This is a genomic window from Streptomyces atratus, assembly GCF_014648655.1.
Classification (GTDB): domain Bacteria; phylum Actinomycetota; class Actinomycetes; order Streptomycetales; family Streptomycetaceae; genus Streptomyces; species Streptomyces atratus.
Window position 1 is genome coordinate 380 of sequence record NZ_BMRN01000044.1, and the last position, 21,835, is coordinate 22,214.

The window sequence follows — 21,835 nt, forward strand, 5'->3', positions numbered from 1 at the left end:
GAACGAATCAAACGCCGCACGCCCCGCACCGTTGAACTTCCCCTCCAACGGCTGCGCGGCCTGCACCAGCTGACGAATCAACGTCCCCAGATCAGTACTCGACCCACGCGACTTCGACGACAGCGTCGAAAGAACCTGCGCCCCCATGTCGAACTTCATCCAGTCCCCCTGCCGAGCTGTGCAAACAAATGTGCTGCCATGCCTATCAACTCCACGTGGCCGGAAGCAATCGAGCGCCTCAGAGCTGTGGAGAGGCTGTGGCAGAGCCGTCGGCGATCCGGTGCAGGCAATGAGGTGCAAAGACTGAGCACTTGATCCGGCCGTGGAAGGCAAGGGGTCTTCTCGGCGCGACCGGGTTGCCGAGGATCTTCAGCCGATCTTCACTCCGTGCACACGATCACCAAAAGCGGCGACCGTTCGATCGCCGCCGGATGGTCCGGCTGGTCCGGATGGTCATGGGCGGATGTGCTTCTCCGCCTCGGCCTGCTCGACCAGCTCCGGATACGGGTCGTCCTCCTCGAGTCCCGACCCGTGGAGGAGGGATACCGACCACGGAATCGGGCACGGCGGGGTGTGATCGGGGTCCGGGCACAGCAGCCCGACGATGCGCTCCTCGATCTCTTCGGCCTGCTGCCGCGTGGCGTGAATGCCCAGCCGCACTTCCCAGATGCTCGGGCTCTCAGACATCGCTCACGTCCCGGATCGGCGGAGGGAAGGGGGGAGTAGAGATGAAAAAAAGGGGTGAAACGGCTCGCGCCCTTCCCGAGGCTAGCAGGTGCGCCTGGCGTCGCAATGGCGCTTGTAGTGGCCCGACGGGACGGGGATGTGGTGGCCGGCTTCTTCCGACTGCCGGAATCCACCGATGCGGGCATCTGCTGACCGGCACCGGCACCGGCACCGGTGCCGGCACCGGTGCCGGTGCCGGAGGTGGGCGGCGGATGGCCCTGGCTTTGTCCGCGAGAACGAAGTCATGACGTCACTTGTTCACGGGTCTGAGAGGAGCTTGGACTCACGGTCGGGCGGTTTCGTGAACATTGAACGCGACGCGGTTGGGGTGCATCCGAGACTTGCGCCCCCGATCGACTCGGCCGCCCCGGCACCGGGTTTCTGGACGAGAACCCCCTGATCAGAGGCTGCGTCCTCAGCACTCGATGATGTTCACCGCAAGCCCGCCGCGCGCCGTCTCCTTGTACTTCACGCTCATGTCCGCGCCCGTCTCCTTCATGGTCTTGATGACCTTGTCGAGGGAGACCTTGTGGCTGCCGTCGCCACGCAGCGCCATCTTCGCCGCCGTGACGGCCTTCACCGCGGCCATGCCGTTGCGCTCGATGCACGGGATCTGGACGAGACCGCCGACCGGGTCGCAGGTCAGGCCGAGGTTGTGTTCCATGCCGATCTCGGCGGCGTTCTCGACCTGCTCGGGGGTGCCGCCGAGGACCTCTGCGAGGGCGCCCGCGGCCATGGAGCAGGCGGAGCCGACCTCGCCCTGGCAGCCGACCTCGGCGCCGGAGATGGAGGCGTTCTCCTTGAAGAGCATGCCGATGGCTCCGGCGGCGAGGAGGAAGCGGACGACGCTGTCCTCCTTCTCCGCCTCGGTGGCGCCACCGGCCGCGAAGTTCATGTAGTAGTGCAGCACGGCCGGGATGATGCCCGCGGCGCCGTTGGTGGGTGCGGTGACGACGCGCCCGCCCGCCGCGTTCTCCTCGTTGACCGCCATCGCGTAGAGGGTGATCCACTCCATGGCGAGGGTCTGCGGGTCGCCCTCGGCGCGCAGCTGGCGGGCGGTGTTCGCGGCGCGGCGGCGGACCTTGAGGCCGCCGGGCAGGATGCCCTCGCGGGACATGCCGCGCGCGACGCAGGCCTGCATGACGCGCCAGATGTCCAGCAGACCCGAGCGGATCTCGTCCTCGGTGCGCCAGGCCTTTTCGTTCTCCAGCATCAGCGAGGAGATGGACAGGCCGGTGTCCTTCGAGAGCCGCAGCAGTTCGTCTCCGGTGCGGAAGGGGTGCTTCAGCACGGTGTCGTCGAGGACGATCCGGTCCTCGCCGACCGCGTCCTCGTCCACGACGAAGCCGCCGCCGACGGAGTAGTAGGTCTTCTCCAGGAGAAGGGCGCCCTCGTGGTCGAAGGCGAAGATCGTCATGCCGTTGGCGTGGTACGGAAGCGCCTTGCGGCGGTGCAGGACCAGCTGCTCGTCGGCGTCGAAGTCGATCTCGTGCATGCCGAGGAGGTTGATCCGGCCGGTGGTACGGATCTGCTCCACCCGGTCGTCGGCGGACTCCACGTCGACGGTACGCGGCGACTCGCCCTCCAGACCGAGCAGGACGGCCTTGGGGGTGCCGTGGCCGTGACCGGTCGCCCCGAGCGAGCCGTACAGCTCGGCGCGTATGGAGACGGTGTGGGCGATGAGGCCCTCGTTCTTCAGCCGGCGCGCGAACATACGGGCGGCGCGCATCGGGCCGACCGTATGGGAGCTGGACGGGCCGATGCCGATCGAGAACAGGTCGAAGACCGAGATGGCCACGGGGAGACTCCTAAGGGTTGGTAGACGCCGTTGTCTGCCGGGTGATGCGGTACGGGCCGGTCGGCCCGAAGAGCAGCGGGGACAAGGGATGGGGCACCGCGCCCACTGTCCAGTGTGCGCGGTGCCCCGCCCGAAACGTGACGAACTGTGTCCCGGATTACTTCAGGACAACCTGTGGCCCGGACTACTTCAGGCCGGGATACAGCGGGAACTTCTCGGCCAGCGCGACGACGCGGGCCTTGAGGGCGTCCGCGTCGAAGGACGGCTTGAGCGCCGACGCGATGATCTCCGCGACCTCGGTGAAGTCCTCGGTCTGGAAACCGCGGGTGGCCAGGGCCGGCGTACCGATCCGCAGACCCGAGGTGACCATCGGCGGCCGCGGGTCGTTCGGGATGGCGTTCCGATTGACCGTGATGCCCAGCTCGTGCAGCCGGTCCTCGGCCTGCTGGCCGTCCAGCTCCGAGTTGCGCAGGTCGACGAGGACCAGGTGCACGTCCGTACCGCCGGAGAGGACGGAGACGCCGACCTCGGTGACGTCCGGCTGGACCAGACGCTCGGCGAGGATGCGGGCGCCGTCCAGGGTGCGCTGCTGGCGCTCCTTGAACTCCTCGGTCGCCGCGACCTTGAACGAGACCGCCTTGGCCGCGATCACGTGCTCCAGCGGACCACCCTGCTGGCCAGGGAAGACCGCGGAGTTGATCTTCTTGGCGAGCTCCTGCGTCGACAGGATGACACCACCGCGCGGACCGCCGAGGGTCTTGTGCGTGGTGGTCGTGACGACATGGGCGTGCGGCACCGGGTTGGGGTGCAGACCCGCGGCAACCAGGCCGGCGAAGTGCGCCATGTCGACCATCAGGTACGCGCCGACCTCGTCCGCGATGCGGCGGAAGGCGGCGAAGTCCAGCTGACGGGGGTAGGCGGACCAGCCGGCGACGATCAGCTTCGGCTTGGACTCCTTGGCCAGACGCTCGACCTCGGCCATGTCCACGACGCCGGTCTCGTCGACGTGGTACGGGACCACGTTGTAGAGCTTGCCGGAGAAGTTGATCTTCATGCCGTGGGTCAGGTGGCCGCCGTGGGCCAGGTTCAGGCCCATGATCGTGTCGCCCGGCTTCAGCAGCGCGAACATCGCGGCGGCGTTGGCCTGCGCACCGGAGTGCGGCTGGACGTTCGCGGCCTCGGCGCCGAACAGCGCCTTGATGCGGTCGATGGCGATCTGTTCGACGACGTCGACGTGCTCACAGCCGCCGTAGTAGCGGCGGCCGGGGTAGCCCTCGGCGTACTTGTTGGTGAGGACGGAGCCCTGGGCCTCCATGACCGCGACCGGAGCGAAGTTCTCCGAGGCGATCATTTCGAGGGTGGACTGCTGACGGTGGAGCTCGGCGTCGACAGCGGCGGCGACGTCCGGGTCCAGCTCGTGGAGGGAGGAGTTGAGAAGCGACATCAGGTGGTCCCTTGGGGTCTTTAGTTGCCGGAGAACTCGGTGTACTCGTCGGCGGAGAGCAGGTCCTTCGGCTCCTCCGCCAGGCGTACCTTGAACAGCCAGCCGCCCTCGAAGGGCGCGGAGTTCACCAGCGACGGGTCGTCCACGACGTCCTGGTTCGCGGCGGTGACCTCACCGGTCACCGGCGAGTACAGGTCGCTCACCGACTTGGTCGACTCCAGCTCACCGCAGGTCTCGCCCGCGGTCACCGTGTCACCGACCTCGGGGAGCTGGGCGTAGACGACATCGCCGAGCGCGTTGGCGGCGAACTCGGTGATACCGACCGTGGCCACACCGTCCTCGACGGCCGACAGCCACTCGTGCTCCTTGCTGTAACGCAGCTGCTGGGGGTTGCTCATGACCTGAATTCTCCTGTACGCGGGGGAGTGCTGATGAACGGTGGTCTTACGGTGTGAGACGCGACTGCGTCACTTCTGAGGTACGCGGACGTCACTTCTGGCGCTTGTAGAACGGCAGAGCCACGACCTCGTACGGCTCGTGGCTGCCCCGGATGTCCACTCCGACGCCCGTGGTCCCGGGCGCGGCGTGCGAGGCGTCCACGTACGCGATGGCGATCGGCTTGCCGAGCGTCGGCGACGGGGCGCCGGAGGTGACCTCGCCGATGACCTGGCCCTCGGCGACAACGGGGTAGCCGGCGCGCGGCACCCGTCGGCCCTCGGCGATCAGACCGACGAGCTTGCGCGGCGGGGCGGTCTCGGCGCGCTCGGCGGCGGCCTCCAGGGCCTTGCGGCCGACGAAGTCGCCCTCCTTCTCGAACTTCACGACCCGGCCCAGGCCGGCGTCGAAGGGGGTCAGCTCGGTGGTCAGCTCGTGCCCGTAGAGCGGCATGCCGGCCTCCAGGCGCAGCGTGTCGCGGCAGGACAGACCGCACGGGATCAGGCCACGCGAGGCGCCTGCCGCCGTGAGGGCCTGCCAGAGCTGCTCGGCGTGCTCGGGGGCGACGAACAGCTCGAAGCCGTCCTCGCCGGTGTAGCCGGTACGGGCGATGAGGGCGGGGACACCGGCGACCGTGCCGGGCAGACCGGCGTAGTACTTCAGACCGTCCAGGTCGGCATCGGTGACGGAGGCCAGGATGGCGGGGGACTCGGGGCCCTGGACGGCGAGCAGCGCGTATGCGTCGCGGTCGTCGCGCACCTCGGCGTCGAAGCCGTCGGCCCGCGCGGTCAGCGCGTCCAGCACGATCTGGGCGTTCCCGGCGTTGGCGACGACCATGTATTCGGTGTCACCCAGGCGGTAGACGATGAGGTCGTCCAGGATCCCGCCGTCCTCGGCGCAGATCATCGTGTAGCGGGCGCGGCCCACGGCGACGGTGCCGATGTTGCCGACCAGCGCGAAGTTCAGGAAGGCCGCGGCCGCGGGGCCGGTGACGGTGATCTCGCCCATGTGCGACAGGTCGAAGAGACCGGCCCTGGTGCGCACCGCGTTGTGCTCGTCGCGCTCGCTGGCGTACCGCAGGGGCATGTCCCAGCCCGCGAAGTCGGTCATGGTCGCGCCCAGCGAACGGTGCAGGGCGTCGAGGGCGGTGAGACGGGGGGCGGTGCTCATGGATATGGCTCCCAGGGCATGACGACGAGGACGATCCCTCCCCATCTGTCATCGGAACCTGAGAGGTTCGCCGGGAGCCCCCTGAAGGGTTCGGCTTGCACCTTGGGTGGAGCCGCAGAGCGGCCCGCTTTTCAGATCTGCCTCATCCACGCGGTACGGGGCCTGAGAGATTCAAGGGAGGAACTTGCTCCTTCGGCGCCCGGCACATGCAGTGACCGGAACTCTCCCGCGCGGATTCAAGCGGCCTTTATGCAGTTGGCCGGGTCATCATCGCATGCATCGCACTGGAGTGGGGCCCCGGTCCCTTATGGGAAATCAGCGGCGTGGACGGTTGTGCCGCATTACCTTTTCTTTACACTTCATGGGCATACGTGGGGTGACCCGACAGGGGGAGGGCGATGACGTTGCAGCGGTACGCGACAACCGCGGGGGTCGCGCACGGCGCGATGCCCGCACAGCCAGGGGCTCCGGCCACGGAGGCGCTCGGCACGCACGCGCCCGTCGTACGGGATCTGCGGGAGCGGGCCGGGCGCAGCCCGCACAGCCTGCACTTCGCGGCGGGCGACGTGGTGGTGGTCTCCGGGCTGCCCGGCAGCGGCAAATCGACGCTCATCCGGCGGGCGGTCACAACGGCCCGTGCCATCGACTCCCAGGACACCCGGGACCGCTGGGCGGGACTGATGCCCCGTTTACTCCCGTACGCCCTCTACCGCCCCCTCGTCCGTGTCGCCCACTACTGGGGACTGTGGCGGGCGCTGCGCTCCGGCGAGTCCGTCGTCGTCCACGACTGCGGAACCCAGGCGTGGGTACGCGGCTGGCTGGCCCGTGACGCGCGGCGCCGGGGCCGCGTCCTCCACCTCGTCCTGCTCGACGTCACACCGCAGACGGCGAGGGAGGGCCAGCGGGAGCGCGGACGCGGCGTTTCCGGATATGCGTTCGCCCGGCACCGCAGGGCGGTGGGGAGGCTGCTGCGGAACACCGAGACCGGCCTGCTGCCGCCCGGGTGCGTTTCGGCGGTACTGCTGGACCGGGAAGCGGCGGGGAAGCTGGGCCGGATCCTGTTCGCGGACGCATAGGGCCTGGGGGTGAGGGGCCGAAGGGCCTGGCGGCCGGACGTTAATCTTCTGCCGGAAGGCTCGGGCAAGAAGGGGAAGCAGTGGACATTCCGGCACAGGTCCAGTCCCATCCGCAGAGCGGATGGCCGGCCAATGAGCTCGAAGAGGTTCTGATGGCCTCGGTGGGCAGCCCGGAGGCGGGCGGGCGGCTCGTCGAGGTGCTCGGGCGCAGCCACATCTGGGTGCCCCTGCCCAACGGCGGCGGACCCGACTCCTCCGACCTGGACCTGCCCACGCTGGAGATCGAGGGCGCTCCGTACGTTCCCGTGTTCAGCTCCGAACAGCAGTTCCTCAGCTGCGTCGGTAACCAGATGTCTTTCACTGTCGCGCCCGCCCGCGAGTTCGCCCGCGGCCTGCCCCCACAGCTCGGCATCGCCGTGAACCCGGGCGGCGCCGTCGGGATGCCGCTGCCGCCGCCCGCCGTGGCCGAGCTCTGCCGCGGCGGACGCACCCCGCTGGACGGGCCGGCCAGTGGAGGCCGGGTCCGGCTGTACGAGCCGGCCTGGCAGGAGGAGCCCGTCGACTTCCTCTCCGCGACGGCCGGCGAATTCGAGGAGAGCGGTGTCGTGCTCACCGCCCGCCGGGCGCTGGCCAGCATCGAGGGCGGCGAGCCCGTCCTCTTCATCGGCGTCGAGTTCTCCACCTGGGAGGGTGCCGGGCGCAACGCCCCGATGGACGCCCTCGGCCGTGCGCTCGGCCGGGTCGAGGTGCCCTGGCCGGTCAATCTGGTCCTGCTCGATGTGGCGCAGGACCCGGTCGCCGACTGGATGCGGGAGAAGATCCGGCCGTTCTACCAGCGGGCGGGCCAGTAGCGCCCGGCGCGGCGGCCGCGGACGCCTTCGGAGCGGATCAACGCGTCGGCCCAAGGCGTCAAGTCGGTGTCAGGACCGGCGCATAAGCTGGTTTGATGGCTGGTGCCACGGCATCATGCCGCACCCGTGTGCCCCGGGAGCGGCGGGCCGACACAGTGGATCGAAGAGGGGCGGGACCAGGTGAGTGCGTCAGGCACCGCGGCGGCCGGGCAGGTCGAGCACATGCTGCGCCAAGTGACGCCCGGGCGCTACGACGCGTACGAGGCACTGCTGCAGGCCCTCGCGAACGGCCGGATCTGGATGCTCCTCTGGCACGGCCAGGCGGGCTCGCCCGACGCCCAGTACGGGAACATGGAGATCGACGGCCTCGGCTACGCGCCCTGTGTGACCTCCGCCCAGGAGCTCTCGGCCAGCGGCTGGAACCGGGCCCATGAACTGGTCGGCGGCCTCGACATCGCCCGTGCCCTCTTCCCCGACCGCTGGGGCATCTGGCTCAACCCGCACGCCCCGGGCGGCGGCGTAGGCATCCCCTGGCTGGATCTGCGCAGGATCGCCACCGGTCTCGACCGGATGCCCGCGGGCCCGCTCCGGCTCACCGAACCGGCCATCGAGATCCCGCAGTTCTACGCCCTGCTCTCGCAGAACGCCCATCACACCCCCGCGATCCGCTCGCTGCGCCGCGCGTGGGTGCAACCCGCGCTCGGCGTCCCGTATCTCGCCATCGGTCTCGACCTCTACGACACGAGCCAGACCTCGGTCGACGCGGTGCGAGCGATGATGCAGCAGTCGATCGGCGCGGTCCCGGAGGGGCTGCCCGTCTCCACCGTCGCCATGTCCGACGAGTACGACCCGGTCGCGATGTGGCTGCGCGCCAACTCCCGTCCGTTCTACGACCGCGAGGCCCACGCACCGGCGGCGCCGGTGACGGGCTACGGCTATCCGCCGCCGCAGGGCGCATACTGACCCTGCCGACAGCGGTGTTGCATCTCCCCGGCACCCGAAATGTCGCTGTACGCACCCGGCTTCCGGAATGCGGCCACCCGCTCCCGTCCGTGCCTGGGTGAACGGCGCGTCGCCCGGACCTCTGCCCGCGGGCCGGAACTCCCTCATGTCCGAGATTTCCCTGCTGGGGGTGTCTGATGGTGAAAGCGACGCGAATCTATGCGCATGCCCCCCTTCCGCATCAACTGACCTGTGTTCGAGGGGCGTTCACATGCGTCCGGATAACGGAACACCCCTGACCGCATCACGGTTACGCATCCATTCGCCTGACGGTATGGCTACCTCGCGCGACGGCAATGAAGACTCCCGCAGCAAGGGCGTCTGCCGCCTCTGCGTACGACTGACTGATCGAGCCGCCACAGCGGCCAGTTCGGCCCGGCCACCGCCGGTTGAGAGGGGTCCTTGCCACGATGACGGCACCACTGCATGAGCCGACCACGGAAGCGGACCCGATCGCGACCGGCGGTCCCGCAGCCGACTCCGGGGTGAAGAAGGTCGAGGGGCGCTCCCTCAAGCAGATTGCTTGGAAGCGCCTCAAGCAGGACAAGGTCGCTCTGACGGGTGGCATCGTTGTCCTCGTCCTGATCGTGGTGGCCGTCTTCGCGCCCCTGATCGTGGGCCTGCTGGGTCACCCGCCGAACGAATTCCACCAGGACCAGCTCGATCCGCTGACCAATCTCCCCACGGGACCCCTGGGCGGCGTGAGCGGCGACTTCCTCTTCGGCGTCGAGCCCAACAAGGGGCGCGACATCTTCAGCCGGATTGTCTACGGCGCCAGGATCTCGCTGCTCGTGGCGTTCCTGGCGGCCGTGGTCGCCGTGGCGCTCGGCACCCTCTTCGGGATCATCGCCGGCTACTTCGGCGGCTGGGTGGACGCGGTGATCAGCCGGGTGATGGACGTGCTGCTGTCCTTCCCGCAGCTCCTGTTCATCATCTCCCTCGTCTCGGTCCTCCCCGACGACCTGCTCGGCCTCACCGGCAGCGGGGTGCGCATCGCCGTACTCGTCGCCGTCATCGGCTTCTTCGGCTGGCCGTACGTGGGACGTATCGTTCGTGGCCAGACGCTTTCGCTGCGTGAACGCGAGTACGTGGAAGCGGCGCGCAGTCTCGGCGGCGGGCGGGCGCACATCCTCTTCCGTGAGCTGCTGCCGAACCTGGTGGCGCCGATCACCGTCTACGCGACGCTGATGATCCCCACCAACATCCTCACCGAGGCGGCCCTCAGCTTCCTCGGCGCCGGTGTCCGGCCGCCGACGGCCTCCTGGGGCGGAATGCTGCGGGACGCCCTGGAGACGTACGAGCACGACCCGATGTTCATGGTCTTCCCCGGCGTGACGATCTTCATCACCGTGCTGGCCTTCAACCTCTTCGGGGACGGGCTGCGCGACGCCCTGGACCCCAAGGGGACCCGATAGCCCACGACTTGCCCCTGCCGCATCGTCAGGTGGCTCTTCCCATGGTTCTCCGGCAAGCAACGGCCTGGGACCGCGATCTCGGAGGTTACGAGAAAATGTCCACAGTTACCTCGAAACGACGGCTCACCGCTGGTGCGGCCCTCGTGGTCGCGGCGCTGATGACCACCACGGCGTGCGGCGGCGGCGACGACGGCGACAGCGGCGGCGGCAAGGCGAAGGGCGCCGGCTTCAACGCGGCGTTCAACAAGGTCGCCAACCCGTCCACCAAAAAGGGTGGAACGCTGAAGATGGTCGGCAAGCAGGACCTCGACTCCGCCGACCCCCAGCGTGCCTACTACGGCATGGCCTGGGACTTCATGCGCTTCTACACCCGCCAGCTGGTCACGTACGACACCAAGCCCGGCGCCGCCTCCACCAAGCTGGTCGGCGACCTCGCCACCGGCCCCGGTGTGATCTCGGACGGCGGCAAGACGTACACGTACAAGCTGCGTCCCGGCGTCACCTGGGAGGACGGCTCCAAGCTGACCTCCAAGGACGTCAAGTACGGCATCGAGCGCATCTGGGCGACGGACACCATCACCGGTGGCCCGCAGTACCTGATGCAGACGCTGGACCCCAAGCACGAGTACAAGGGCCCGTACAAGGACACGTCCGCGGACAAGCTCGGTCTGAAGGCGATCGAGACGCCCGACGACAGCACCATCATCTTCAAGCTGCCCAAGCCCAACGGTGACTTCGAGCAGTTCCTCGCCATGCCGTCCGGCACGCCCGTGAAGGCGTCGGAGGACACCAAGGCGAAGTACACCCAGCGGCCGTTCTCCTCGGGCCCGTACAAGTTCGAGTCGTACAAGCCGGGCAAGAGCATCGTGCTCGTCCGCAACGACAAGTGGGACAAGTCCTCGGACCCGGTCCGTGCCGCGCTCCCGGACAAGGTCACGGTGACGATCTCCGCCAACCTGGAGGAGAACGACAAGAAGCTGATGGAGGGCGACTACGACGTCGACCTCAACGGCACCGGCATGACCCAGTCCGGCCGTGTGACCGCCGTCCAGGACCACAAGGACAGCGTCGACAACATGCAGACGTCCTTCGTCCGCTACGTCGCGCTCGTTCACACGGCGAAGCCGCTGGACGACGTCCACTGCCGCAAGGCCGTCTTCTACGCCACGGACTTCGCGGCCCTGCAGCAGACCCGCGGTGGCGAGATCGCCGGTGGCGCTATCGCCAACAGCGCCCTGCCGGCCTCCATCAAGGGCCACAGCGACTACGACCCGTACGGTGTCCTCGCCCGCAAGGGCAAGCCGGATGCCGCCAAGGCCAAGGAAGAGCTGAAGGCGTGCGGTCAGCCCGGCGGCTTCACCACCAAGCTCAGCGCCCGTAACAACAACCCGGGCGAGGTCGACACCGCCGAGGCGCTCCAGGAGCAGCTCGGCAAGGTCGGCATCAAGATCGAGGTCGACCCGATCGACGGCGCCGAGGCCTCCAGCATCACCGGTTCGCCGTCCGTCGTGAAGAAGCGCGGCTACGGCATGACGATGAGCGGCTGGGGCCCGGACTTCCCGTCCGGCCAGGGCTTCGGCCAGCCGCTGTGGGACAGCCGGTTCCTCTCGGAGACCGGTAACTACAACGAGTCGCAGCTCAAGGACCCGCAGATCGACAAGCTCTTCGACGACGCGATCGCGGAGACCGACGCGGACAAGGCCGGCGAGATCTACAAGGCTCTCGACAAGCGGATCCTCGACCAGGCCGACTGGATGCCCTTCATCTACGAGAAGAACATCACCTGGCGCGGTAAGCGACTGACGAACGCCTACATGTCCGACGCCTACAACGGCCGTTACGACTACGTCTCGCTCGGCGTCGTCAAGTAATCGCTGTAGTCAACAGCATGTGCAGTCAACCCGGTTGACTGCTCCACCGCCGCCGAAACCCGCCAGTCCGAAGGGCAGGTGATGGCCCGGGGCGGTGGCCGGGAGCCCCCACAAGGGGTTCCCGGCCACCGGCGGGCCGCGCACAGTGCTTGCTTATCTCATCCGGCGTCTGTTCGCCGTAGTCATCATGGTGCTCGTCGTACTGCTCGCGACCTTCACCATCTTCTTCATGCTGCCCAAGTGGGCGGGTCAGGACGTCGCAGTCCTCTTCGCCGGCAAGGCTTCCGGTGCCGAGCAGCTCGCGGGCATCCGGATCAAACTGGGTCTCGACGACCCCCTCCTCGTCCAGTTCTGGGACTTCGTCAAGGGCATCCCGATGGGGCGCGACTACGCGAACGGTGACGACGTCACCCACTGCGCCGCACCCTGCTTCGGCTACTCCTTCCGCACGGAGGTGCCGGTCTGGACCACGCTCAAGGACGCCCTGCCCGTCACCGGTGCGCTCGCCGCCGGTGCCTGCGTCCTGTGGCTCCTCGGCGGCGTCGCCACCGGTGTCGTCTCCGCGCTCCGGCGCGGCAGCATCTGGGACCGTGCCGCGATGACCACCGCCCTCGGCGGCGTCTCCCTGCCGATCTTCTTCACCGGCATGGTCGCGATGGGCCTGTTCGTGCACAACCTCGGCTGGGTGAAGATCGCCGACAACCTCTCCACGGACGACGGCATCGGCACCTGGTTCCAGACGCTGATCCTGCCGTGGATCGTGCTCGCCTTCCTGAACGCCGCGATGTACGCCCGCCTCACCAGAGCCACCATGCTCGAAGTGCTCGGCGAGGACTACATCCGCACCGCCCGCGCCAAGGGCCTGGGCGAGGGCACCGTCATCACCCGGCACGCCCTGCGGTCCGCGATGACGCCGATCCTCACCGTCTTCGGCCTCGACATCGGCGTGCTCCTCGGTGGCGCAGTCCTCACCGAGTCCACGTTCAACCTGCCGGGGCTCGGGCTCGCGGCGGTCCAGGCGATCAGCAACAAGGACCTGCCGGTGATTCTCGGCGTCACACTGTTCGCGGCTCTCGCGATCGCCGTCGCCAACCTCGTCGTCGACATCATGTACGCCGTCATCGACCCGCGAGTGAGGCTGGGATGACCGAACTGCACAAGAGCGGTGCCGCGCTGGGCGAACCCTCCCCGGCCGGCTCGCCCGCTCCTACCGCCTTCCTCGAAGTGCGCGACCTCAAGGTGCACTTCCCGACCGATGACGGCCTGGTCAAGTCCGTCGACGGGCTCAACTTCCAGCTGGAGAAGGGCAAGACCCTCGGCATCGTCGGCGAGTCCGGCTCCGGCAAGTCCGTCACGTCACTGGGCATCATGGGCCTGCACACCGCGGGCCAGTACGGAAAGCGCAAGGCACAGGTCTCCGGAGAGATCTGGCTGGACGGCAAGGAACTGCTGTCCGCGGACCCGGACGAGGTGCGCAAGCTCCGCGGCCGCGACATGGCCATGATCTTCCAGGACCCGCTCTCCGCGCTGCACCCGTACTACACGATCGGCAAGCAGATCGTGGAGGCGTACCGGGTCCATCACGACGTGGACAAGAAGACCGCCCGCAGGCGTGCGATCGAGATGCTCGACCGGGTCGGCATCCCGCAGCCCGACAAGCGCGTCGACAGCTACCCGCACGAGTTCTCCGGCGGGATGCGCCAGCGCGCGATGATCGCCATGTCTCTGGTCAACAACCCCGAGCTGCTGATCGCCGACGAGCCGACGACCGCGCTGGACGTGACCGTCCAGGCGCAGATCCTGGACCTGATCCGGGACCTGCAGAAGGAGTTCGGCTCCGCGGTCATCGTCATCACCCACGACCTCGGCGTCGTGGCCGAGCTCGCCGACGACATCCTGGTGATGTACGGCGGGCGCTGCGTCGAGCGCGGACCGGCCGAGAAGGTGTTCTACGAGCCCCGGCACCCCTACACCTGGGGTCTGCTGGGCTCGATGCCGCGCCTCGACCGCGACCAGACCGACCGGCTCATCCCGGTCAAGGGTTCCCCGCCGTCGCTCATCAACATCCCGTCGGGCTGCGCCTTCAACCCGCGCTGCCCGTACGCGGATGTGCCCAAGGACGACGTGACCCGCACCGTACGGCCCGAGCTGCAGGTGGTCGGCAGCCGGCACTGGGCGGCCTGCCACATGTCGCAGGAGCAGCGGGAGCGTATCTGGACCGAAGAGATTGCGCCCAAGCTGTGAGCGAGGACAAGGCCGTGACGAGCGAGGACAAGGGCGTGGACGTTCCGGCGCAGAGGTCCGCCGGGAGCGGCGCGGAGGTCAAGGACGCAGCCTCCCGCGAGGTGCTGCTCAAGGTGACCGGGCTGCAGAAGCACTTCCCCCTCAAGAAGGGGATGCTGCAGCGCAGTGCCGGTGCCGTGAAGGCCGTCGACGGGATCGACTTCGAGGTGCACTCGGGCGAGACCCTGGGCGTCGTCGGGGAGTCCGGCTGCGGAAAGTCGACGATGGGCCGGCTGATCACCCGGCTGCTGGAACCCACCGCGGGGAAGATCGAGTTCGAGGGGAGGGACATCACGCACCTCGGCGTCGGCGCAATGCGCCCGATGCGCCGCGACATGCAGATGATCTTCCAGGACCCGTACTCCTCGCTGAACCCCCGGCACACGATCGGCACGATCGTGGGTGCCCCCTTCAAGCTGCAGGGCGTCACGCCCGAGGGCGGCGTCAAGAAGGAGGTGCAGCGGCTGCTGGAGGTCGTGGGCCTCAACCCCGAGCACTACAACCGCTACCCGCACGAGTTCTCCGGCGGTCAGCGTCAGCGCATCGGGATCGCCCGCGCGCTCGCGCTCAACCCCAGGCTGGTCGTGGCGGACGAGCCGGTGTCGGCGCTGGACGTCTCGATCCAGGCGCAGGTCGTGAACCTGCTCGACGACCTCCAGACCGAGCTCGGCCTGACGTACGTGATCATCGCCCATGACCTCTCGGTCGTACGGCACGTGTCGGACCGGATCGCGGTGATGTACCTCGGCAAGATCGTGGAGCTGGCGGACCGCGAGTCGCTCTACAAGGCGCCGATGCACCCGTACACCAAGGCGTTGCTGTCGGCGGTCCCGATCCCGGACCCGAAGCGCCGTTCGGCCAAGAGCGAGCGCATCCTGCTGAAGGGCGACGTGCCGTCGCCGATCTCGCCGCCCAGCGGCTGCCGCTTCCACACCCGGTGCTGGAAGGCGACGGAGATCTGCAAGACGCAGGAACCGCCGCTGGTCGCGCTGAAGACCGGGCACCAGGTGGCCTGCCACCACCCGGAGAACGCGCCGGACCAGGCGCCCGGCGAGACGGTGACGGCGGCGGCGCGCGAGGCGATCGAGATCGTCAAGGTGCAGAAGCCGGAGGCCGACGAGGTGCGTAAGCCGGAGGCCGAAGAGACCGCCGCGGATGACGGCGCCACGTCGTCCGATACGCCGGAGGACAGCCCGAAGGAGTAGTACCGGCACAATTGCCCGGTGCTCAACGAACTGTTCACGCCCTCCGTCCAGCATGCGCTCGACATCGTCGGAATCTTCGTTTTCGCGATCTCCGGCGCTCTGCTCGCCGTACGCAAGAACTTCGATGTCTTCGGCATCGCGGTACTCGCCGAGGTGACCGCGCTGGGCGGGGGGCTGTTCCGTGACATCGTCATCGGGGCGGTCCCGCCCGCGGCGTTCACGGATCTCGGCTACTTCACCACCCCGCTCCTCGCCGCCGGCCTGGTGTTCTTCCTGCATCCGCACGTCGAACGGATCCAGGTGGGCGTCAATGTCTTCGACGCGGCCGGCCTCGGACTGTTCTGCGTCACGGGCACGGTCAAGGCGTACGCCTACGGCCTCGGCCTCACCGCGTCGGCGGCCCTGGGGCTGGCCACCGCGGTCGGCGGCGGCGTGCTGCGCGACGTACTGGCCAACGAGGTGCCTTCGCTGCTGCGCTGGGACCGGGACCTGTACGCGGTACCCGCGATGGTCGGCGCCACCATGATCGTGCTGTGCATCCGCTTCGACACGCTCAACGCGTTCACCAGCGGCACCGCGGTCATCCTCGCCTTCGTGCTGCGGCTGCTGGCGATGCGCTACCACTGGCGGGCCCCGCGCGCCTACAACCGGCGGTCGGCGACGGCCGAGGAGGGCCCCGCGGCCACCTGACGCGACTTCGCGGCGCCGGGCCGACGCCATGCGCCGACATCTTCAGGGCACCTAAAAGCTACCGCTTAGTAATGCAATCGGTGTACGGTGCATCGCATGGCACAGGCAGCAGCGCAGACGGCTCAGGCCGCGCAGGCAACCATCGGGAACAGCGAGTTCGACCGCGACACCGCCGTCACCCTTCGCGAGGAAGGCGTCTACGACGCCGAGCTCTCCGCCGGATGGACGATCATCCACGCCGTCAACGGCGGCTATCTGCTGGCCATGCTCGGCCGTGCGCTCGGTGAGGCCCTGCCGCACCCGGACCCCTTCTCGGTCTCCGCGCACTACCTCACCGCATCCGTCCCGGGCCCCGCGGTGATCCGCACCCAGACGGTCCGAACCGGCCGCACCCTCTCCACCGGCCAGGCCTCCCTCTTCCAGTACGCGCAGGACGGCACCGAGGTCGAGCGCATCCGTGTCATCGCCACCTACGGCGATCTGGACGCGCTGTCCGACGAGGTACGCACATCGGCGAAGCCGCCGGCCATCCCGCCGCCGGCACACTGCCTCGGCCCGGGCGACGGCCCGGCCCCGATCCCCGGCAGCTCCGCCATCACCGAGCGGCTCGACATCAAGCTCGACCCGGCGACGATCGGCTGGGCCGTCGGCGCTCCCTCCGGCAAGGGTGAGATGCGCGGCTGGTTCGGTCTCGCGGACGGCCGCGACGCCGACCCGCTCTCGCTCCTGCTCACCGTCGACGCACTGCCGCCCACCTCGTTCGAGCTGGGCCTCAAGGGCTGGACGCCGACCATCGAACTCACCACCCACATCCGCTGCCGCCCCGCCCCCGGCCCGCTGCGCGTCTCCATCACCACCCGCAACCTCGCGGGCGGCTTCCTGGAGGAGGACGCGGACGTCTGGGACAGTGCGGACCGGCTGGTGGCCCAGTCCCGCCAACTGGCGCGGGCACCGCGCGCATAGCGGTGTGGAGCGGCAGGAGGAGGACGGGTGAAGCCCTGTGCCAGGAGCCCGAACAGCCGGGAGGCAGCGAAAGGCTGAGCAGGTCCGATCACGGCTGCGGGCCCCGCCGGCTGCCCCGGCGGGGCCCGCAGCCCTCATCGCGTGTTCTCAGTCGTTTTCGCTCAGGACGACTCCGTACTCGTCGTCGTAGCCGTTGTCCTTCAGCAGGAGTGACAATGCGGCGCGCTCGCCGGTGAAGCGGACGTCGACGGTGCTCTCCTTCTCGCCCAGGAGGAAGTGGGCCGTGACCGGGTGCTGGGCGGCCTTGCCCCAGCGGGTCACCCAGCGTTTCGCGTCGCCCTTCGAGCCTTTGTCCTCCGCCGCGAGATCGGCCAGGCCGTCGACGTCCCGGGCCTTGAGCCGCGCCAGGACCTGTTCCGTGATGGAGAGGCTGCCGGGGGTGGGGCGGCCGGTGACCGTCAGGTCGAGCTCGGAGGTGCCGTTCCTGACGCGGTCGGGCGTCTTGTCCGTGTTCAGGGCGTCACACCCGCCGAGGACCAGCACCGCTGCTCCCATCAGGCCGACCGCCCCGTATGCCCGCCTCAACTGCGCTTCCCCGGGCGGATGATGCTGATGGCACTGAGATTCTTGTTGCGCTTGAACCACTGGTTCAGTGTCGTGTGGGCAGCTGTGCCGTGCTGGGTGATGTTGATGTTGCCCCCCTTGGCGGACGTGACCACTCCGGTGTGGTTCCACTTCTTGGACGATCGGTAGTAGCCAAAGATGATGTCGCCCGGACGGGCGTCGTATCGCGAGATCTCCCGGCCGCCCCGGTGGTTCTTCAGGTGCTGGCGCAGGTTGGCTGCGGCGGCCCAGGTGTAACTGTCGAGGCGGATTGGGCCGATGTTGTTGCGGAACCAGCGTGAGGCATTCTTGCGACCGCCCTTGCGCTGCTGCATCTTTCCGCCCCAGTGCAGCGCCTTGGAGACGAAGTTCGCGCAGTCGGTGCCATAGTCCCACTTGATTTTGACGTTGCGCTTGGCCCAGGTCACGGTGCCCGAGTGGTTGGGAGCGGCGCGCAGCGCGCCGGGCGCTCCGGCGGCGGGCACGGGCTCGTCGACGGGCATGCCGTCGGCGTCCAGCTCGATCGGGAGGGTCTCTTCCTCGCCCGTCGGGATGTCGTCGATGCTGTCCTCGGCGGGAGGGGCGACGGTGGCGTCCCGCACGGCGTCGCCCGTCGACGGCAGGGTGACTTCGACGGCTGCGTCGTCGGCCTCTTGGCGCAGGACGCCGCCGTTGAAGACGAAACGGCCGGGCAGTTCGCCTTCTTCCGGTTCCTGGGTGCCGTCGGTGTGGGTGAGCACGCTGTGCTCGGCGAGGGTGCCGCGTACCACCACGGAGTTGTCGGGGCCGGGGCCGGTCAGGACGTTGTCGAACGTGCTGGTGACCTCGGTGAAGCGACGGTTGTGGCGGGCGTATGCCTCGCGGCGGTCGGTCAGATCAGGCAACTGCTCGGCGAGCAGGTCACGGAACATGGCGCCGTTCGGGCTGCTCGTGGTGGCCTGCTCGATGGTCGTGTGGGCGCCCTTGAGGACACCGGCGCGCGCGGCGAGGTAGTCGCGGACGGCCTTGACGTAGCGCTCCTGATCGGTCACGGCGACGGGCTTCGCGGTCGAGGACCGGGTTGGCCCGGAGGTGCCGAAGGCCGAGGTTGCGGTGACTGTCACGGTGTGGTCGGCGCCGTTGGTGAGGGTGTCGAAGACAGCGCGGGTGTCCTGCGTGGTGGTGCGGGCGACCTCGGAGGCGCCTTGGTGGACGGCCACGGTGTAGGTGAGAGTGTCTGTCGCGGCGCCGGGGTCGTTCGGCGGGTTCCAGGTGGCCAGCAGACCGTGGTCGGCCGGGACGGCCTTGACGTTCTCGGGGCTGCCAGGGGCGCCGGAGGGGATGTAGGACACCGTCAGGACCGGGCGCAGTGCCAGATCGGCGGCGCGCGAGGAGTGGTAGACGATTCCGGGGGCGGCGGTTTTCTCGTCGCCGAGCTGGAGGCTCAGGCCGTGGTTGTCTGTGCCGGCCAGCCAGTCCGCGACGAGCGAGCCGAGATTGAGGTCACTGAGCGTGGCGGGGAGTTCGTCGTCGTTGAGGAGCGGCTCTTCGTTGGCGGCGGTGGCGAGCTCCTGACCGCTGAGGGAGGCGTCCCATGCCTCGGCGAGGTCGAGGACGGTGGCTGCGGGTTCGGCGCAGGTGCTGCTGTCGTCCGTGCAGTCGGCTCGGTGCAGTTTCAGTCGGGCGTCGGTGATCCGGGCGCCGGCGGGAAGGGCCGACAGATCGGCGTGGAGCCAGCTGCGCCAGGCTGTGCCGCCGGGGGTCCCGACGCGCAGGGTGCCGTCTTCGACGGCTGCGCACGGGGTGCCGCCGCAGTCGGCGTCGCCGACGGGCGCGGTGGCGTCGCGCAGGGCGGCGCCGGATATGTCGACGGTGCGGACCTGTGGGGCCGGTATGGCGGCGGGTGTCTTGGCAGTAAAGGTGCGCTTGGCCGTCCACGGAGAGCAGGCCGCGTCACCGCAGGCCCGCATCGCCCACTGGTAGGCGCGTCCGGGCACCAGCGTGCCCTCGGGGATCATCGTGGCGACGCGGTTGCCGCTGTTCTCGAAAGACGGCGGCAGTTGTACGTTGCCCAGGGCCGAGCCGGCGGCGTCGAACAGCGTGAATTCGCCGCGCACGTATGCGCGGTTGCCGGCTGTCAGCACACCGGACAGCAGGGGTGTGGTCGTGTGCTCAGCGCCTTCCTGGAGCGCGGTCGGCACGTCCGGGACGGGCAGGACGGTCGGCTTGGGACCGACGCCGAACTGGTGGGCGGTCACGCCGGACAGCAGGCCGGCGGAGTCCACGGTGCGGGCGTTCAGGGTGTGCCAGCCTTTGGCGGGCTTGATCTTGACGGTCTGCGGCTTGCCGCCGGTGCCGGCGGGGTCGTTGACCTGCTGCGGGGTGTTGGGGTCGTCGAGGCCCCACAGGTAGCCGCGGCCGTCGGTCGACGTGGTGGTGAGGGTGCAGCTGATCTCGCCGGTCCTGTCGGTCCACTGGTCGCGCGGGAAGCCCTCGCAGCTGATCTGTGGCGCGGCGGGATTGGCGGTGTTCACCCGGAACGGGAGGTAGGCGCTCCAGGGGCCGTACGCGGAGCCGTCGTACGCGCGGGTGCGCACGCGGTAGCCGAACGCGCCGAGCTTCTTGTCGGCGGGCAGGGCCAGCTTGGCGGTGCCGCCGGAGGCGACGGCGCCGCTGGTACCGGTCCAGCTGTAGGCGCCGGCGTCGTTGAACGCCGGATCCGCGGTGACCTCGAACTGGGCCCGCACCGTGCCGCCGTCGGGGTCGGCGACCTTCGCGGCGAAGGTCGGCGTCAACGAGGTGGCGTACGTGCGCTTGTTGAAGGTGTTGTACGAGGACGGGGAGAGCGCGACGGCGGTCGGCGCTCCCGGCGGGTTGTTGTACGTCACCGACAGGACGGGCACGTTCTTGGCCGCGTTGCGGGAGTTGAAGCGCTTCCAGGCGAAGGAGTCCTTCTCGTCCGTCGCCCGGATGCCGAGCGTGTTCTCGGCGTTCGCGTTGGACGCCCAGGCCCGGGCCAGGGTGGTCACATCGGCGGCGACCCAGCCGTCGTCACAGCCCGCGCCGAAGCCCTTGGTCTGGCTGGACGTGGCCCACTTGCGGTTCCAGTTGGGCTGGTTGGTCCAGCGGGTGGCGGTGGTGGGCGCGCTGGTGTCCCAGACCTCCCAGTCGCGGGCCTGGCAGGACCACGAGTGGTGGTTCCACAGCTTCAGCGTCGCCGACGTGACGTCCTTGCCCTTCACCGGCTTGGTGTCGAAGCGGAGAAAGGACCGCGCGACCTGTCCCGAGCCGTTATTGCCGAGCTTGAGTTCGGTGGCGGTGGACTGGTCGGTTCCGTAGCCCTCCTGGACGAAGGTGGTGAACGTGGTGAGCAGGTTGACCGCCGGGTCGACGGTGACGGGGAACTGCGTGGCCGGATCAGCGAGGAACGCGGCGTCGGGGGTGAGCGTGAGGTCGACCCGGTCGCCCTCCTGCGTCACCTCCATGGCGACGGGCGCGCGGTGCGGATGTTCCCCGGAGCGTACGTCGGCGCGCGCGTCCCACATCACGGGAGCGGGCAGGATACCCGCGGGCTTGCCGGTCTTGCTGTCGGTGAAAGCCACCCCGCCGTCGCTGTCGGCCTTGGCAGTCAGGCCCTTGGCCGTGAGCGTCATCCGCAGAGCGTCCGCGCCGTCAACGGCCTGGCGGGACTTGAGGACGAGGAACTGCTCGAAGCCGGTACGGGTGGCCGAGACCACGAGGTCGGCGTACGGCAGCGCATCGGGGTAGGTGGCCCGGGTGCCGGCGATGCGGGGCGCGGTCAGCGCACCTCGCCAGCCCAGCTCGACGCGACTGCCCTCTGGCGAGGTCAGCGTCACCAGCGGCGTCGAGGCGGCGACCGGCTCCGCGGCCCGCAGTCGACGGGTGGCCGGTTCGTCGGCCCGTGCGGGGGTGGCCCCACCGAGAGTGAGGCCCAGCGGGTGCGCCTTCGCCTCGACCGTGCCGTCGGCTGCCTTGGCAAGATTGATGTCGACCGTGGTCCACGAGCCGTCGGCGTTCCGGAAGCGGACTGGGCCGGCGGCCTGGTCCTCGGTCAGGGTGCCGCTCGGGTCGGCCCACAGGGTTCGGGTCTCGGTGCGTTCCCCTACGACCTCGACGCGCTTGCCCTCCAGGCGTGCGCGAAGCAGCGCCGAGGTGACATCGTCCTGAGGCCGCGGTGTGCCTGTCGGACGTGGGGCGGTGGCCGCTGCGAGCGCGACGGCTGGAGCCGCCACATCGACGGCCAGAAGGCCGGCGAGCACCAGACCGGTGGTCGCGAACCACCTGGATCCGGACATGGCTGTGC

17 protein-coding genes and 1 riboswitch are annotated in these 21,835 nt (G+C 69.1%); of the genes, 10 read left to right on the top strand and 7 right to left on the bottom strand.

Annotation, left to right across the window (positions count from 1 at the left end):
* Positions 1-453 precede the first annotated feature (453 nt).
* From IEZ15_RS36250 to gcvT, 5 genes are all read right to left on the bottom strand, one after another.
* On the bottom strand, positions 454-687 hold the full coding sequence (locus IEZ15_RS36250) for a hypothetical protein (protein WP_189281126.1): 234 nt from the start codon (positions 685-687) through the stop codon (positions 454-456).
* A 454-nt stretch (positions 688-1,141) separates the two neighbouring features.
* Entirely contained in the window at positions 1,142-2,524 is a 1,383-nt protein-coding gene (locus IEZ15_RS36255) for an L-serine ammonia-lyase (protein ID WP_114246776.1), read from the bottom strand.
* Between the two features lie 184 nt (positions 2,525-2,708).
* Positions 2,709-3,968 carry a serine hydroxymethyltransferase gene (glyA, locus tag IEZ15_RS36260; protein WP_114246777.1) on the bottom strand — a complete coding sequence of 420 codons (1,260 nt, stop codon included), beginning with the start codon at positions 3,966-3,968 and terminating at the stop codon, positions 2,709-2,711.
* Positions 3,969-3,988: 20 nt separating this feature from the next.
* Complete coding sequence (gene gcvH / locus IEZ15_RS36265; protein ID WP_189281127.1) at positions 3,989-4,366, bottom strand: glycine cleavage system protein GcvH; 378 nt, start codon at positions 4,364-4,366, stop codon at positions 3,989-3,991.
* Positions 4,367-4,457: 91 nt separating this feature from the next.
* Positions 4,458-5,573: a glycine cleavage system aminomethyltransferase GcvT gene (gcvT, locus tag IEZ15_RS36270; protein ID WP_114246779.1), complete on the bottom strand. Its 1,116-nt coding sequence runs from the start codon at positions 5,571-5,573 to the stop codon at positions 4,458-4,460.
* Positions 5,574-5,714: 141 nt separating this feature from the next.
* Positions 5,715-5,812, bottom strand: a riboswitch (glycine riboswitch).
* Positions 5,813-5,971: 159 nt separating this feature from the next.
* On the opposite strand from gcvT, the gene IEZ15_RS36275 reads away from it, so the two are divergent.
* From IEZ15_RS36275 to IEZ15_RS36320, 10 genes are all read left to right on the top strand, one after another.
* Positions 5,972-6,649 carry an AAA family ATPase gene (locus tag IEZ15_RS36275; protein ID WP_189281128.1) on the top strand — a complete coding sequence of 226 codons (678 nt, stop codon included), beginning with the start codon at positions 5,972-5,974 and terminating at the stop codon, positions 6,647-6,649.
* Between the two features lie 80 nt (positions 6,650-6,729).
* Positions 6,730-7,500: an enhanced serine sensitivity protein SseB gene (locus IEZ15_RS36280; RefSeq protein WP_189281129.1), complete on the top strand. Its 771-nt coding sequence runs from the start codon at positions 6,730-6,732 to the stop codon at positions 7,498-7,500.
* A 180-nt stretch (positions 7,501-7,680) separates the two neighbouring features.
* The gene (locus tag IEZ15_RS36285) at positions 7,681-8,463 is read left to right on the top strand and encodes an enhanced serine sensitivity protein SseB C-terminal domain-containing protein (protein ID WP_189281130.1); all 783 of its coding nucleotides are present in this window, start codon (positions 7,681-7,683) and stop codon (positions 8,461-8,463) included.
* Positions 8,464-8,912: 449 nt separating this feature from the next.
* Positions 8,913-9,917, top strand: a complete 1,005-nt coding sequence (locus IEZ15_RS36290; protein ID WP_189281131.1) for an ABC transporter permease — start codon at positions 8,913-8,915, stop codon at positions 9,915-9,917.
* Positions 9,918-10,012: 95 nt separating this feature from the next.
* The gene (locus IEZ15_RS36295) at positions 10,013-11,788 is read left to right on the top strand and encodes an ABC transporter substrate-binding protein (protein WP_189281132.1); all 1,776 of its coding nucleotides are present in this window, start codon (positions 10,013-10,015) and stop codon (positions 11,786-11,788) included.
* 145 nt (positions 11,789-11,933) lie between these two features.
* Positions 11,934-12,935, top strand: coding sequence for an ABC transporter permease (locus IEZ15_RS36300; protein ID WP_189281159.1), 1,002 nt, complete (start codon positions 11,934-11,936; stop codon positions 12,933-12,935).
* Positions 12,932-14,032, top strand: a complete 1,101-nt coding sequence (locus IEZ15_RS36305) for an ABC transporter ATP-binding protein (RefSeq protein ID WP_189281133.1) — start codon at positions 12,932-12,934, stop codon at positions 14,030-14,032. Before IEZ15_RS36300 ends, IEZ15_RS36305 begins: the two co-directional genes overlap by 4 nt.
* A gap of 35 nt (positions 14,033-14,067) precedes the next feature.
* On the top strand, positions 14,068-15,276 hold the full coding sequence (locus IEZ15_RS36310) for an ABC transporter ATP-binding protein (protein ID WP_229846351.1): 1,209 nt from the start codon (positions 14,068-14,070) through the stop codon (positions 15,274-15,276).
* An 18-nt stretch (positions 15,277-15,294) separates the two neighbouring features.
* Positions 15,295-15,966 (top strand): trimeric intracellular cation channel family protein, encoded by a 672-nt coding sequence (locus tag IEZ15_RS36315; protein WP_114246785.1) that lies wholly within the window; start codon positions 15,295-15,297, stop codon positions 15,964-15,966.
* 96 nt (positions 15,967-16,062) lie between these two features.
* On the top strand, positions 16,063-16,929 hold the full coding sequence (locus IEZ15_RS36320) for a thioesterase family protein (RefSeq protein ID WP_189281134.1): 867 nt from the start codon (positions 16,063-16,065) through the stop codon (positions 16,927-16,929).
* A gap of 147 nt (positions 16,930-17,076) precedes the next feature.
* On the opposite strand, the gene IEZ15_RS36325 is transcribed toward IEZ15_RS36320, so the two are convergent.
* Together IEZ15_RS36325 and IEZ15_RS36330 are read right to left on the bottom strand one after the other, a co-directional pair.
* On the bottom strand, positions 17,077-17,514 hold the full coding sequence (locus IEZ15_RS36325; protein WP_189281135.1) for a hypothetical protein: 438 nt from the start codon (positions 17,512-17,514) through the stop codon (positions 17,077-17,079).
* On the bottom strand, positions 17,511-21,827 hold the full coding sequence (locus IEZ15_RS36330; RefSeq protein ID WP_189281136.1) for a DNRLRE domain-containing protein: 4,317 nt from the start codon (positions 21,825-21,827) through the stop codon (positions 17,511-17,513). Before IEZ15_RS36330 ends, IEZ15_RS36325 begins: the two co-directional genes overlap by 4 nt.
* Positions 21,828-21,835: the final 8 nt, after the last annotated feature.